The organism is Desulfosporomusa polytropa (genome assembly GCF_055380075.1).
On the sequence record NZ_AP042400.1, the window covers coordinates 589,039 to 602,260 of the forward strand.

At 44.0% G+C, this 13,222-nt stretch carries 16 protein-coding genes; all 16 read left to right on the plus strand.

The window, feature by feature from the left end; genetic code table 11:
* The first annotated feature begins 185 nt into the window (after positions 1-185).
* The 16 genes from ACZ449_RS04335 to ACZ449_RS04410 all read left to right on the plus strand — a co-directional run bounded on the left by ACZ449_RS04335 (position 186) and on the right by ACZ449_RS04410 (position 13,213).
* Positions 186-1,805: an acyl-CoA mutase large subunit family protein gene (locus ACZ449_RS04335; protein ID WP_464261806.1), complete on the plus strand. Its 1,620-nt coding sequence runs from the start codon at positions 186-188 to the stop codon at positions 1,803-1,805.
* A gap of 20 nt (positions 1,806-1,825) precedes the next feature.
* Entirely contained in the window at positions 1,826-2,218 is a 393-nt protein-coding gene (locus tag ACZ449_RS04340) for a cobalamin B12-binding domain-containing protein (RefSeq protein ID WP_464259839.1), read from the plus strand.
* A 32-nt stretch (positions 2,219-2,250) separates the two neighbouring features.
* The gene (gene meaB, locus ACZ449_RS04345) at positions 2,251-3,189 is read left to right on the plus strand and encodes a methylmalonyl Co-A mutase-associated GTPase MeaB (RefSeq protein WP_464259840.1); all 939 of its coding nucleotides are present in this window, start codon (positions 2,251-2,253) and stop codon (positions 3,187-3,189) included.
* Positions 3,190-3,292: 103 nt separating this feature from the next.
* Positions 3,293-3,736 (plus strand): methylmalonyl-CoA epimerase, encoded by a 444-nt coding sequence (gene mce / locus ACZ449_RS04350; protein ID WP_464259841.1) that lies wholly within the window; start codon positions 3,293-3,295, stop codon positions 3,734-3,736.
* Between the two features lie 28 nt (positions 3,737-3,764).
* Positions 3,765-5,294, plus strand: coding sequence for a methylmalonyl-CoA decarboxylase subunit alpha (gene mmdA, locus ACZ449_RS04355; protein WP_464259842.1), 1,530 nt, complete (start codon positions 3,765-3,767; stop codon positions 5,292-5,294).
* Between the two features lie 46 nt (positions 5,295-5,340).
* On the plus strand, positions 5,341-5,613 hold the full coding sequence (locus tag ACZ449_RS04360; RefSeq protein WP_464259843.1) for a hypothetical protein: 273 nt from the start codon (positions 5,341-5,343) through the stop codon (positions 5,611-5,613).
* A gap of 41 nt (positions 5,614-5,654) precedes the next feature.
* Positions 5,655-6,047: a biotin/lipoyl-containing protein gene (locus ACZ449_RS04365; protein WP_464259844.1), complete on the plus strand. Its 393-nt coding sequence runs from the start codon at positions 5,655-5,657 to the stop codon at positions 6,045-6,047.
* A gap of 105 nt (positions 6,048-6,152) precedes the next feature.
* On the plus strand, positions 6,153-7,310 hold the full coding sequence (locus ACZ449_RS04370; protein ID WP_464259845.1) for a sodium ion-translocating decarboxylase subunit beta: 1,158 nt from the start codon (positions 6,153-6,155) through the stop codon (positions 7,308-7,310).
* Positions 7,311-7,326: 16 nt separating this feature from the next.
* Positions 7,327-7,491: a hypothetical protein gene (locus tag ACZ449_RS04375; RefSeq protein ID WP_464259846.1), complete on the plus strand. Its 165-nt coding sequence runs from the start codon at positions 7,327-7,329 to the stop codon at positions 7,489-7,491.
* A 257-nt stretch (positions 7,492-7,748) separates the two neighbouring features.
* Positions 7,749-8,315 carry a hypothetical protein gene (locus ACZ449_RS04380; RefSeq protein ID WP_464259847.1) on the plus strand — a complete coding sequence of 189 codons (567 nt, stop codon included), beginning with the start codon at positions 7,749-7,751 and terminating at the stop codon, positions 8,313-8,315.
* Between the two features lie 310 nt (positions 8,316-8,625).
* Positions 8,626-9,018 carry a SoxR reducing system RseC family protein gene (locus ACZ449_RS04385; RefSeq protein WP_464259848.1) on the plus strand — a complete coding sequence of 131 codons (393 nt, stop codon included), beginning with the start codon at positions 8,626-8,628 and terminating at the stop codon, positions 9,016-9,018.
* Positions 9,019-9,067: 49 nt separating this feature from the next.
* The gene (rsxC, locus tag ACZ449_RS04390; RefSeq protein WP_464259849.1) at positions 9,068-10,393 is read left to right on the plus strand and encodes an electron transport complex subunit RsxC; all 1,326 of its coding nucleotides are present in this window, start codon (positions 9,068-9,070) and stop codon (positions 10,391-10,393) included.
* A 12-nt stretch (positions 10,394-10,405) separates the two neighbouring features.
* Positions 10,406-11,380, plus strand: a complete 975-nt coding sequence (locus tag ACZ449_RS04395; RefSeq protein WP_464259850.1) for an RnfABCDGE type electron transport complex subunit D — start codon at positions 10,406-10,408, stop codon at positions 11,378-11,380.
* 5 nt (positions 11,381-11,385) lie between these two features.
* On the plus strand, positions 11,386-11,955 hold the full coding sequence (locus ACZ449_RS04400) for an RnfABCDGE type electron transport complex subunit G (RefSeq protein WP_464259851.1): 570 nt from the start codon (positions 11,386-11,388) through the stop codon (positions 11,953-11,955).
* Between the two features lie 11 nt (positions 11,956-11,966).
* On the plus strand, positions 11,967-12,635 hold the full coding sequence (gene rsxE / locus ACZ449_RS04405; protein WP_464259852.1) for an electron transport complex subunit RsxE: 669 nt from the start codon (positions 11,967-11,969) through the stop codon (positions 12,633-12,635).
* Entirely contained in the window at positions 12,635-13,213 is a 579-nt protein-coding gene (locus ACZ449_RS04410; protein WP_464259853.1) for an electron transport complex protein RnfA, read from the plus strand. Before rsxE ends, ACZ449_RS04410 begins: the two co-directional genes overlap by 1 nt.
* The last annotated feature ends 9 nt before the right edge of the window (positions 13,214-13,222 follow it).

Below are 13,222 nucleotides of genomic sequence, written 5' to 3' on the forward strand. Positions count from 1 at the left end.
TTGTATAAACTTTTCACAAGGTGAATATTGCCTGGCATACTCGCTTCCTGGAAACAGGCAGTATGAAAATACAATAGAAAGAAGGGCTTTGCAGCACTTCTTTCAGATGCACTAAGGAATACATACTTATAAGGGAGGAATTTTATAACATGTGCACAGCTAATACCGAGAGCCTGAAACAAAAGATGGCTGAGTACACCGGCAAGGTGGAAAAAGCACTGACCAAATTTCCAGAACGCAAAAACCTGCCTCAAAACAGGGTGTATACTCCACTTGATGTTCAAGGTCTTGATTATGAAAAAGATCTTGGTTTTCCCGGCCAATACCCTTTTACTCGTGGTGTACAGCCTACTATGTACCGTGGTCGTTTCTGGACCATGCGTATGTACGCTGGCTTCTCAACAGCAGAGGAGTCTAACAAACGCTATCGTTATCTATTAGAGTCAGGTGGTACTGGTTTATCTTGTGCGTTTGATTTGCCAACGCAGATTGGCTATGACTCTGATGACCCTATTGCCGAAGGCGAAGTTGGTAAAGTGGGGGTTGCTATTGACTCTCTGGCAGATATGGAAATACTATTTGACAGCATTGATCTCGAGAAAGTATCGACTTCAATGACCATTAATGCTCCTGCAGCAATACTGCTTGCGATGTACATCGTTGTTGCCGAAAAACAAGGTGTTAGTCCTGATAAACTTAAGGGCACTATCCAGAATGATATTCTTAAAGAATATGCGGCCCGCGGGACTTACATTTTTCCGCCTAAGCCTTCCATGCGCCTTATTACTAATATCTTCGAATACTGTTCCCAACATGTCCCGAACTGGAATACCATTTCTATTTCGGGCTACCACATCCGTGAAGCCGGTTCTACTGCTTCGCAGGAGATTGCCTTCACTATAGCTGACGGTATCGCCTATGTTGACGCTGCCATTAAAGCTGGTTTAAATGTTGACGATTTCGCGGGTCGCCTGTCCTTCTTCTGGAATGCTCATAATAACGTTTTGGAAGAGGTTGCTAAATTCCGTGCTTCACGTCGCGTATGGGCCAAAATAATGAAAGAGCGTTTTGGCGCTACCAATCCTAAGTCCTGGATGCTTCGCGTGCATACCCAAACTGCTGGCTCTATGCTTACTGCGCAGCAGCCTGACAACAATATTGTCCGTGTGGCACTGCAAACGGCAGCTGCCGTACTTGGCGGTACCCAATCGCTGCATACCAATTCCAAGGATGAAGCGTTGGCTTTGCCCACCGAAGATTCGGTGCGTATCGCGCTCCGTACGCAGCAAATCGTGGCTTACGAAAGCGGTTTAGCAGACATAGTTGATCCTTTGGCAGGTTCGTACTATATTGAGGCACTTACTAATCAAATAGAAAAAGAGACCTGGGAATATATTGAAAAGATCGATGAGATGGGTGGCGCTGTTGTAGCCATTGAAAAAGGCTATATTCAACGAGAAATTCAAGAAAGCGCTTATAAATGGCAGATGGAAGTGGAAAACAAACAACGGATTATCGTTGGTGTTAATCAGTTTCAAGTGGAAGAAAAGCCGGTTGCGGGACTCTTGCGGGTTGACGCTTCTGTTGGTGAACTGCAGAAGACGAAACTGGCAGAGCTGCGTGCTCGCCGTGACAATACGTTGGTTGAAGCGACTCTTGTAAAATTGGAAGCAGGCTGCAAAGATGAAAGTACTAATCTTATGCCGCTGATTCTTGATGCCGTTAAGGCGTATGCAACTCTTGGAGAAATCTGTGGCATAATGCGCAAAGTGTTCGGTGAATACCAAGCGCATGTAAGTCTATAAGCTGAGTAGGAGGGACAACGATGGAAAAACGTATTAGAGTATTGGTTGCAAAACCTGGTCTGGACGGTCATGACCGCGGCGCAAAAGTTGTAGCACGCGCTCTCCGCGATGCCGGCTTTGAAGTAATTTATACTGGTCTTAGGCAGACACCAGAGCAAATTGTCGAAGCAGCCTTGCAAGAGGATGTAGCTGTTATTGCTTTAAGTCTGCTATCTGGTGCACATAACCACCTTTTCCCACGCATTGTTGAATTATGCAGGCAAAAAGATATGAGTGATGTACTCATTGTTGGTGGCGGTGTTATTCCTGATACCGATATTCCTGGTCTTAAAGCAGCTGGTGTAGCTGAAGTATTTACGCCTGGCACTACGACGAGTGCTATTATTGAGTTCATCCAAACTAACGTAAAATAGTAGCAGTTTGCAGGTACAGGCGGGTGATAAGGATGAATATTGTTGAACAAGTGCTGGCCGGGTCCAAACGGGCCCTGGCCCGCGCTATCACAGCTGTAGAAAATGAATATGATGAAGCGGCCGAAATTATGCAACAGCTCTATCCTCACACGGGAAGAGCGCATGTTATTGGTATTACTGGTCCTCCAGGCGCTGGCAAAAGCACCCTTACTGATAAGTTGACCAAAGAATATCGTCGTCAAGGCAAGACTGTGGGGATAATTGCTGTGGATCCAACTAGCCCTTTTTCCGGCGGTGCTATTTTAGGTGACCGTATTCGTATGAATGAACTTACTTTAGATGAAGGGGTTTTCATTCGGAGTATGGGCACAAGAGGTAGTCTAGGTGGTCTGTCCCGAAAGACAGCCGAGGCAGTCAAAATAATGGATGCAGCTGGTAAAGATATTGTATTTATTGAAACAGTAGGCGTTGGACAATCTGAAGTTGATGTTATCAAAGCAGCCGATACTACGATTGTTGTATTAGTGCCTGGTCTTGGCGATGACATCCAGGCCATTAAGGCCGGTATCTTGGAAATTGCCGATATATTTGCCATCAATAAAGCAGACAGGGAAGGCGTCGAACGGTTAAACACTGAGATTGAGATGATGCTTGAATTGAATCAAACCAGGGTTGACTGGCGGCCGCCAGTCAAACGAACAGTCGCAAGTCTGGGCGAAGGCCTTACTGAACTGCTTGTTGCTGTGGAAGAACATATCAGCTATTTGCAGAAATCGAATCAACTATCTATGCGGCGCATAAAACGAACCCAAAATGAGTTGATGGCGTTACTTGACGAACAAATTGGCAGGTACATACTTAAAAACATTACAAGCAGTGGTGAGTTTACTGCTGTAGTGGCAGCTGTTGAAAGACGGGAAAGGGATCCATATAGTGTTGTTGCTAATTTGTTGCGCCAAGTATTGCGTTAATAAAATAAAAAAATAATGGGAATTTATAGTACCAGATATTAAAATATGGTATCATATATAAAGATTGGCTTGATCAATCGAATTTGTAACAGGAGGTAGGAATATGTGCCAAGATTGTAATTGCGGTGTTAATGCTCGCAAATTCCAAGTTCTCAAAGTTGACCATATCGGGATTGCGGTAAAAGATATGGAACAAGCCAAGAAGTTTTACACTGACGTGCTTGGTATGACGGCGATGGGCGAAGAAGTTATTGAACAGCAGAAAGTGAAAGTTTGCTTTATTCCTTGTGGCGACAGTGAAGTTGAGCTGTTGGAATCAACTTCTCCTGATGGACCAGTTGCTAAATTCATTGAAAAGAATGGCGAGGGCATGCAACATCTTGCTCTTCGTGTTGACAACATCGAGGCTGCGCTTGCTGATCTTAAAGAACAAGGCGTTCGACTAATCGACGAAACCCCGCGCTATGGCGCTGGCGGTGCCAGTATTGCATTTGTTCATCCGAAGGCTACTGGCGGGATTCTATTAGAACTGTCTGAACGTAAATAGTTCCCAAGTAATGGAGGTGTTTTTCTAAATGGCTACAATCCAGGAAAAAATTGACGATCTAAAAAAACGCCAGGAAAAGGTTAAAGTAGGCGGCGGCCAAAAGCGTATTGAGAAACAACATGCCAGTGGTAAGTTAACGGCCCGGGAACGTGTTGAAAAACTGTTGGACGCTGGTACTTTTGTTGAACTGGATCAATTTGTTTGTCATCGTTGCACTAACTTTGGTATGGAGAATGTAGAATCTCCAGGTGAAGGCGTAGTAACAGGTTATGGCACGATTGAAGGTCGCTTGGTATATGTATATGCGCAAGACTTTACGGTAATTGGTGGTTCCTTAGGCGAAATGCATGCCAACAAAATTGTAAAAGTACAAAAACTGGCTCTTAAAATGGGTGCTCCTTTAATTGGTATTAACGATTCAGGCGGCGCACGGATTCAAGAAGCCATAGATGCTTTATCTGGTTATGGAAAGATATTCTATCAGAATACTGCAGCTTCGGGTGTTATTCCCCAAATTTCAGTAATCATGGGACCCTGTGCTGGTGGCGCAGTGTATTCTCCGGCGATTACCGACTTTATCTACATGGTGAAGAATACCAGTCAAATGTTTATTACTGGCCCACAGGTTATTAAGTCTGTTACCGCTGAAGAAGTAACTGCTGAGCAGTTAGGCGGTGCTCTGACCCATAACGCAACTTCTGGTGTGGCTCATTTTGCAACTGAAAATGATGACGATTGCGTGCAGCAAGTTCGTTATCTTTTAAGCTTTTTGCCAAGTAATAATTTAGATGAGGCACCAATTGTCGAAACTGGCGATGATGCCAACCGGATGGATGACGGTCTTAACACCCTTTTGCCAGACAATCCGAATCAACCATACAACATGAAAGATGTCATTAAGTCCATTGTTGACAATGGCGAATTCTATGAAGTGCATGCCCACTACGCGCAAAATATCATCACTTGCTTTGTTCGTTTTGACGGACAGCCTGTAGGCATTATTGCTAATCAGCCTAATGTTATGGCTGGCTGCCTTGATATTAATGCGTCTGATAAGGCTGCACGGTTTATTCGTTTTTGTGATGCTTTTAACCTGCCGGTAGTTAATATTGTTGATGTTCCTGGCTTCCTGCCAGGCACTGACCAAGAGTATGGCGGCATTATTCGTCATGGCGCTAAAATGCTGTATGCTTATTGTGAAGCCACTGTTCCCAAGGTTACTGTCATTACCCGTAAAGCGTATGGTGGTGCTTATCTGGCTATGTGCTCTCAGGACCTCGGAGCCGATCAGGTTTTGGCGTGGCCGAGTGCCGAAATTGCTGTTATGGGACCAGCGGGCGCTGCTAATATTATCTTCCGTAATGATGCTGACGCAGCAGAAAAAACGGCAAAATATGTGGAAGACTTTGCAACCCCATATAAAGCGGCAGAACGAGGTTTCGTTGACCAAGTTATCGAACCCAAAGAAACCCGGCCGCGGATTATTACCGCCCTCAACATGCTGGCTAGTAAGCGCGAACAGCGACCAGCCAAAAAACACGGCAATATTCCGTTGTAATTCTCTCGCTTACACTTTCGGGATGGCAAGAAAGGGGATAGTTAACGTGGGCTTTTTTGACTCAGTATTTGGTAAGCCTGAGCCGCCTAAGGCTAAGAAAAAAAAGAAAAGGCCAGTTGAAGCAACAATCGAAACTTCAGCTGCAGCTTCCATGGCGGTAGAGGCTGAGGGCATTAGTCCTGAAATCGTTGCCGTTATTACGGCCAGTATCTATGCGATGATGGGGACAGGTAACCTAGCTGTTAAAATTTCTCGCACTAGCAACCAGTGGGCAAATGTTGGACGGCAAAAGATTATGGATAGCCGCCAGTTTGCCTGAGTTAAATATGAATACCATCAATGAATGGAGGGTCTGATAGAATGAAAAAATTTAATGTAACAGTTAATGGCAATACCTATGAGGTAGAAGTAGAAGAAGTAGGCGGTGCTATTGCCGCCCAACCACGTCCGGTAACTCCAGTTGCTGTATCTGCCGCAGTTCCGGCTCCTAAAGCCGCTACTGCCGCACCTGCCACTGCTCCGGTTCAGGTTTCCGCTGGTGATACTCCTGTAAATGCTCCAATGCCAGGAAAAGTGACTAAGATAGTTGCTAGTGTTGGGCAAAATGTGAAAAAAGGTGAGATCATCCTTATTCTTGAGGCTATGAAAATGCAAAATGAAATTGGTTCTCCAGCTGATGGTACTGTTAAGTCCATCAACGTAACCGCTGGTCAAAGTGTTAAACCTGGTGAAGTCATGGCAGTTATTGGTTAATTCCACCAAGCTGGAATTAGTGCGGCAAAATTGACGCCGCATTAATTCCAGATATTTAATTATCCAATGTTTATTACTAATATAGGCTAGGAGGTATAAACACACATGGAAGTATTGATTCAGCAGTATCCTTGGCTCGACGAACTGCTCATGGGTTTCATTGGCCTTTCCTGGAAGCATGTAGTCATGTGGGCTGTCGGTGCATTACTCATCTACCTTGCAGTAAAACATGACTATGAACCGTCACTTCTTCTCCCTATCGGCTTTGGCGCAGTCCTGGCCAACATTCCACACTCCTCCGCGGTCTCAACTGTTCCGGGAGAGGAAGGCTTCCTCATTGTGCTTTACAACGCGGGTATTGCTAACGAGTTGTTTCCTGTACTTATTTTTGTTGCTATTGGTGCTATGTGTGACTTTACCCCGCTGATTCGCCGGCCATCGGTAATGTTGTTTGCTGCTGCTGCTCAGTTTGGCATTTTTGCTACTGCCATTGGTGCAACACTGGTAGGTTTTTCTTTTGAACATGCTGCCTCTATCGGTATCATTGGCGCTGCTGACGGTCCTACTACGATTTATGTAGCTAGTCGTTTTGCTCAAGAACTGTTAGGGCCACTATCGGTTGCTGCGTATTCTTATATGTCGTTAGTACCAGTAATTCAGCCGCCTGTAATTAAGGCCCTGACTACTGAAAGTGAACGCAAGATAAAAATGGGTTTTGAAGGGGAAGAACCTGTTTCTCAAACCACCAAATTCCTGTTCCCAATCATGATTACGGTTATTGCTGGTATTGTTGCTCCCATCTCTGTTGCTCTTATTGGTAGCCTGATGTTTGGTAATCTTTTGAAAGAAAGCGGCGTTGTTGAAAATCTTTCAAATGCTGCGCAGAATGAACTTGCTAATTTAATTACCCTAGTGCTGGGTATCACCATCGGCGGCACTATGTCTGCTGAACGCTTCCTTACTTTTGAAGTTTTTCTCATTATGGCACTTGGTGCGGTAGCCTTCATATTTGATACTGCTGGTGGCGTACTGTTTGCTAAGCTCTTAAATATGTTCAGTTCAACTAAAATAAATCCAATGATTGGTGCTTGCGGTATTTCGGCTTTCCCAATGTCAGGCCGTGTAATTGCCAAGATGGCCCTCAAAGAAGACCCCACCAACTTCATTATTCAGCATGCTATTGGGGTAAATGTAGCCGGACAGGTCGCTTCTGTTGTGGCTGGCGGGTTGGTACTTGCCCTGATTCCAGCGCTGGCGAAATAGGGGGAGGAAGATAATAATGGAAAGTGCATTTTCTAAAGCAGTAACATTGATGACAGTCGCACTGCCTACTATGTTCGCTGTTATCGGTGTCTTCATTGTGGCTACAAAAGCCTTGCACGCCGCATTTCCTGCACCAATAGAAGCGGAAGACGACGAAGAAGAATATGAAGACGAAGAATAACAAACCATTATAATCATGAATCTGAATAAACAAGGCGAGGGATAGTACGCTTACTTTTCCTTCGCCTTATATTTTTGTCTTAAAAGCGGGAATGGTCAGTTTAGTTTCCATTAAGTACTTAGCGGATTTTATAATGGATGCACAGGAAATAAGCAACTGCAAAGAGAATATAGACATATATAGTAACATAAAAGAAGGTTGCCGCTTTTATGCAATAATCTAAGGGAAACCATGAGTATGATGGAGGATTCACTAATTTGGACAAATTGGTAGTACAGTCTGAGATCAGTAAGAAACACACTATTATTATGTCAATTTCTGTAGCAACTTTTGTGATTTTTGTCATTTTTTCACTTTACAAATGGTTTGTTCTTGCCTTATTTCAACCTTTAGAATTAATGGCAGAGGCTTTGGTACTAGTTGTTCTGATTGAACGCATGTCAGCTCGATATACCTACACAATGGATGAACAGGTGCTTCGACTGACGAAACGTGGCCTGCTAGGTACGATAATTCATGAGGTCCCTTATCACGATATTTTTGGTATTTATCGCTATAAGCCACAATTGATGGGCATTATCAAATTTCGGCGAACATACCGTTTTAATTCGGCGCTTGATGAACAGGATGTATGGACACTGGCGTATACAGTTTCGGATTTACGGGGGAAAATAGAGAATCGGCGTTTTTACTTTAAACCTGGGGCTGAGCTTCTGGTGGCGCTGCAGATAAAGTTGCCAGACAAGGTCATGATTCCGGAGGAGCAAGTTATTAAAGCAGTATTGAACAAAGAAAAGGAGGAGCAACTATTTATTGAAAAATGAATGACAATTCAACAAGGCCTACCTTCCGTACGTTTACAAATTAGTATTGGGGAGACTTTTTTTTAATAAACTATGTAATTTTGTACAAAATTTCACAAAAAACTATAGTATTTTTTTTCGAAATCTGGTATTGTAAATACAGGGAATTTTTAAAATATACGGAAAGCATTTGACAACTATAGTGAAAAAAGTAATTTGCATCAAATTGCAGGTAAATATTCGTTTACAGCGAATATATATCCCGTTTTAGTAAGAAGATATTCTGCCAGAAGGGGGTGTAAATCTGAAAAAGCAGCAAGAAGGCATTGTTTTGGAAGTATTTGATGGAATGGCCAAAGTAAAAGCTAGCCGCCATAGTGATTGTGAAAATTGTGGCAGCTGCCCAGGAAACACAGCTATAGTTGTTGATGCACTAAATCCATTGGGAGCTCAAAGAGGTCAGTTGGTAGCTATTGAAGTAAAAGAAGTCAATATGCTAAAAGCTGCTTTTATTGTTTATATGTTACCGCTTATAGCTGCTGTTGCGGGAGTTTTTGCTGGGACTTACCTAGCAACTACCCAAATGGCGGCAGACTCAATGTGGTACCAGGTTGGCGGCGGGATTGCCGCTTTTGGTTTGTCCCTGATGTACATTAGGTATTTTGATCGCAATGCTAGGACTAATGATAAAATGCGGCCTGTCATAACTCGCATTTTATCATAGGACAGCTTAAGATAGGCGATTAAACCGCACCAAACAAAGGAGTGAAAATATGGCAAAAACCTTTCGCGGAGGAGTTCATCCGGACGACCGCAAACGGTATACGGCTGCTAAACCAATAGAAGTGGCGCCTATACCGGAAAAAGTCATCATTCCTACCAGGCAGCATATAGGAGCGCCTTGCGCCCCTGTAGTTAAGGTAGGGGATCTGGTCAAAAAAGGACAGGTAATAGCTGAGGCGCAAGCCTTTGTTGCCAGTCCCATTCATGCTTCAACCTCAGGTAAAGTGGTGGAAATTGCTGAATATCCTCATCCTGTATTTGGCACCTGTCAAGCAGTTGTCATCGAAAGTGATGGTCAGGATGAGTGGATTTCAGGTTTGCCGCTAAACCGTGACTGGCAGCCCTTGGATGTCAAAGAACTTAAGGAAATCGTTCGCTTGGCTGGTCTAGTGGGAATGGGGGGAGCTACCTTCCCAACACACGTAAAAATGTCGCCTCCTCCAGAAAAACCTATTGATTCATTTATCCTCAATGGCGCTGAATGCGAACCTTATCTGACAGCTGACCACCGGGTAATGTTAGAGCAAACCGAGCGTATTGTTACTGGTATGAAAATTGCAATGAAGATTCTTGGTGTAAGCAAAGGCTATGTTGGTATTGAAGAAAATAAACCTGATTCTATAGAAGTCATGCGTAAAGCTTGCGCTGGTTCTAGTATCGAGGTAGTTCCTCTTAAAACTAAATATCCACAAGGCGCAGAAAAAACATTAATCAAAGTGACGTTAGATAGAGAAGTACCTTCTGGTGGATTGCCAATGGATGTTGGTGTTGTTGTACAAAACGTAGGTACTGTAGTAGCCATAGCTGATGCTGTAGAAAAAGGTATTCCACTTATTGAGCGTGTAGCGACTGTTACTGGTGGTGCTATCGCTGAACCAAAAAATATTCTGGTAAGAGTAGGATCAACGTTTGCTCAAGCTGTAGCGCTGTGCGGCGGCTTTAAAGAGCAACCAGTTAAAGTTATTATGGGTGGCCCGATGATGGGGATGGCGCAGCGTACTCTTGATGTGCCTGTAATAAAAGGTACTTCAGGTATTCTGGCACTGAGTGCAGCCGATGTTAATATCGGACCTGAACAGCCATGTATTCGTTGTGGTCGCTGTGTTGAGGCCTGTCCCATGGGACTTGTTCCTAGCATGCTGAGTATTCTTGGTGAGCGCAATGTATTTGCTGTTGCGAAGGAAGAGTATAATCTTCTTGATTGCGTCGAGTGCGGTTCATGTGTATATGTATGTCCGGCAAAGCGCAATATTGTTCACTATATCAAATTGTCTAAAGCGCAAAACGCAGCAGCTGCGGCTGCGCAGAAGAAATAGGAGGTGGGCGGTATGAGCGCAGAAGTAAAACTTGACGTGGGTACCTTAACAGTTTCGGCATCGCCGCACATCAGGTGCGACGAGTCTATTGCCAAAATAATGTGGGCGGTTAATCTGGCATTAGCGCCTGCAGCTCTTTTCTCGGTGTATCGTTTTGGTATGCCTGCATTAACAACAATGATTCTCTGTATCATTGTTGCGATGGGAACAGAATATCTTATTCAGAAATGGCAAAATAAGCCGATTACGATTAATGACGGCAGTGCCTTTTTGACTGGCCTTTTACTGGCTATGAATATTCCTGCTACATTGCCTTGGTATATGCCCGTATTTGGTACTGTGGCGGCTATCGCCATTGCTAAGCACACGATGGGCGGCTTAGGCTACAATATTTTCAACCCAGCTCTTGTGGGACGTGCAATCCTCTTAGCGTCTTGGCCGGTAGCGATGACAACTTGGCCGCAAATGGCAAGCAAAATTGACGGAGTTACCTCGGCTACGCCGCTAGGTATCTTAAAATTGCAAGGGTATGAAAGTCTTGTTGCAATTTTTGGTGACAAGGTAACAATGTATCAGTCGCTCTTTCTCGGCTCTCGCAGCGGTAGTATGGGTGAGACTTCAGCCTTGCTCTTGATTTTAGGCGGGTTATTCTTAATCTATCGAGGGTATATCAAATGGCAGATCCCGGTATGTATGATTGCGACTGTCGGTATTTTAACAGCCGCCTTCGGACATGATCCAATTATGCATATGATGTCAGGTGGACTTATTCTAGGTGCCTTCTTCATGGCTACTGATATGGTCACTATTCCCATTACCGTTAAGGGTCAAATTATATTTGCGGTTGGTGCTGGTGCGCTTACTGTGTTAATCCGCTTATTAGGCGGCTATCCGGAAGGCGTTTGCTATGCTATTTTGCTTATGAACTGTGTAACGCCGCTGATTGACCTTTTGGTTAAGCCTGCAAAATTTGGGGCAAGGAGGTAATAACCATGGCACATGATGCACATGACGACAAAAATAGTAGTGTTTTTAAGATAACGTTGAACTTAGCCATAACTTGTTTTATTTCAGGGATCATCATCGCCTCGGCGTTCGCCATTACCGAGCCGGCTGCAGCTGAACAACGTGTTAAAGCCAAAAATGACGCTATGAGGGAACTTGTGAAAGATGCCGAAAGCTTCAAGGCTATTGATGGTAAGGAAGGCTGGTATGCTGGCATGAAAGGCGGCAAGATCATTGCTTATGTAGTACCTGCTAATGGTAAGGGATATGCCGGTAATATTGAAATGCTGGCAGCGGTGACGACCGATGGTAAGGCAATGGATTTTAAGGTGCTAAAGCATGCTGAGACTCCGGGTTTGGGCGATAAAATGGTGTTGCCTAAGTTCCGTGATCAGTTTGCCAATAAATCTCCTAAGGATATGGAAGTAGTAAAAGTTCCCACAGACAAAAATATTCAAGCGCTGACTGGCGCAACCATTACCTCCCGGGCCGTCACGAAAGGCGTAAAAGAAGCTGTAGAAGCGGTTGCCGCGTATTCGGCTACCCAGAAGAAGTGAGGTGTGCGAATATGAATTATTGGGATATATTTAAAAAGGGTATTTTTGAAATGAACCCCATATTCCGCCTTGCGTTAAGTCTTTGTCCAGCGCTGGCGGTTACTTCAACAGTATTTAATGCACTCGGTATGGGAATTTGTGTTATGGTAGTTATTACTGCGAATAACATGGTTGTATCGCTTGTTAAAAACTTCGTTAACCCTAAGGTTCGCGTACCGGTGTTCATCACGATCATTGCTACTATAGTTACACTCATTATTTTGATTTTGGAAGCCTACTTCCCATCTGTTTATAAAGAATTAGGTCTTTATCTGGAGTTAGTGGTAGTCTTTGCCATCATCTTGGCTCGTGCTGAAGTGTTCGCTATGAAGAATGGGGTAATAGCTTCAGCTATTGATGGGCTGGGTATGGGTGCTGGCTTTGCCGTGGCTATGCTGTTTATTGGTGCTTTCCGTGAATTGTTTGGTACCGGTACAATCCTGAGTGGCACGCCCCTGGCATGGCAAGTATTTCCACAGTCATATGACGGCCCTATGATTATAATTCTTGCGCCTGGTGCTTTCCTGGTAATCGGGCTGATGATCGGCATGTTTAATGTTATCGGCGAATATCAGGATAAGCAAGCGGCTAAAGCCAAAGCGGCAGCGCAGCTTACCGTGCAAAGGAGTGAGGCTGTATAATGGAATATTTTACTCTGTTTATGGGCGCGGTAGTTGTTAATAACTTTGTACTCACGCGCTTTCTGGGTCTGTGTATCTTCTTCGGAGTTTCCAAGAGCTTAAGTGCTTCTGTCGGTATGGGTATGGCAGTTGCCTCTATCCTTACGGTATCATCAGCTCTTGCCTGGCTCGTGTACAATTTTGTGCTTGTTCCTTATGACTTAGTGTTCTTAAAAATTGTAGTGTTTGTAGTGTTAATTGCCTGCTTCGTACAATTTTTGGAAATCGCGATTAAACGGTACGCGCCAGCACTTTATGAAATGTGGGGCATTTACCTAGTGCTAATTGCTACCAACTGTGTTGTTTTGGGTGTACCACTTATTAATGCAAGCGCTAACTTTGACTTTCTTAAAAGTATTATTAACGCTTTTGGTTCAGGCGTAGGCTTTGCCTTGGCGATTATTCTTATGGCTAGCTTGCGCGAAAAACTTCAGTATGCAGATGTTCCTAAAACTCTGCAAGGACTTGGAATTGCTTTTATACTGGCAGGCATGCTTGCCTTATCCTTCCTGGGATTTTCAGGTATGATTCCGCTATAAGCTGAATAG

What these genes read in the sequence shown, in the direction of transcription:
- ACZ449_RS04400 (WP_464259851.1), top strand. Translation starts at nt 11,386, where the DNA reads ATGGCACATGATGCACATGACGACAAAAATAGTAGTGTTTTTAAGATA.
- rsxE (WP_464259852.1), top strand. Translation starts at nt 11,967, where the DNA reads ATGAATTATTGGGATATATTTAAAAAGGGTATTTTTGAAATGAACCCC.
- ACZ449_RS04410 (WP_464259853.1), top strand. Translation starts at nt 12,635, where the DNA reads ATGGAATATTTTACTCTGTTTATGGGCGCGGTAGTTGTTAATAACTTT.
- ACZ449_RS04335 (WP_464261806.1), top strand. Translation starts at nt 186, where the DNA reads ATGGCTGAGTACACCGGCAAGGTGGAAAAAGCACTGACCAAATTTCCA.
- mmdA (WP_464259842.1), top strand. Translation starts at nt 3,765, where the DNA reads ATGGCTACAATCCAGGAAAAAATTGACGATCTAAAAAAACGCCAGGAA.
- rsxC (WP_464259849.1), top strand. Translation starts at nt 9,068, where the DNA reads ATGGCAAAAACCTTTCGCGGAGGAGTTCATCCGGACGACCGCAAACGG.
- ACZ449_RS04340 (WP_464259839.1), top strand. Translation starts at nt 1,826, where the DNA reads ATGGAAAAACGTATTAGAGTATTGGTTGCAAAACCTGGTCTGGACGGT.
- ACZ449_RS04370 (WP_464259845.1), top strand. Translation starts at nt 6,153, where the DNA reads ATGGAAGTATTGATTCAGCAGTATCCTTGGCTCGACGAACTGCTCATG.
- ACZ449_RS04375 (WP_464259846.1), top strand. Translation starts at nt 7,327, where the DNA reads ATGGAAAGTGCATTTTCTAAAGCAGTAACATTGATGACAGTCGCACTG.
- ACZ449_RS04365 (WP_464259844.1), top strand. Translation starts at nt 5,655, where the DNA reads ATGAAAAAATTTAATGTAACAGTTAATGGCAATACCTATGAGGTAGAA.
- mce (WP_464259841.1), top strand. Translation starts at nt 3,293, where the DNA reads ATGTGCCAAGATTGTAATTGCGGTGTTAATGCTCGCAAATTCCAAGTT.
- meaB (WP_464259840.1), top strand. Translation starts at nt 2,251, where the DNA reads ATGAATATTGTTGAACAAGTGCTGGCCGGGTCCAAACGGGCCCTGGCC.
- ACZ449_RS04395 (WP_464259850.1), top strand. Translation starts at nt 10,406, where the DNA reads ATGAGCGCAGAAGTAAAACTTGACGTGGGTACCTTAACAGTTTCGGCA.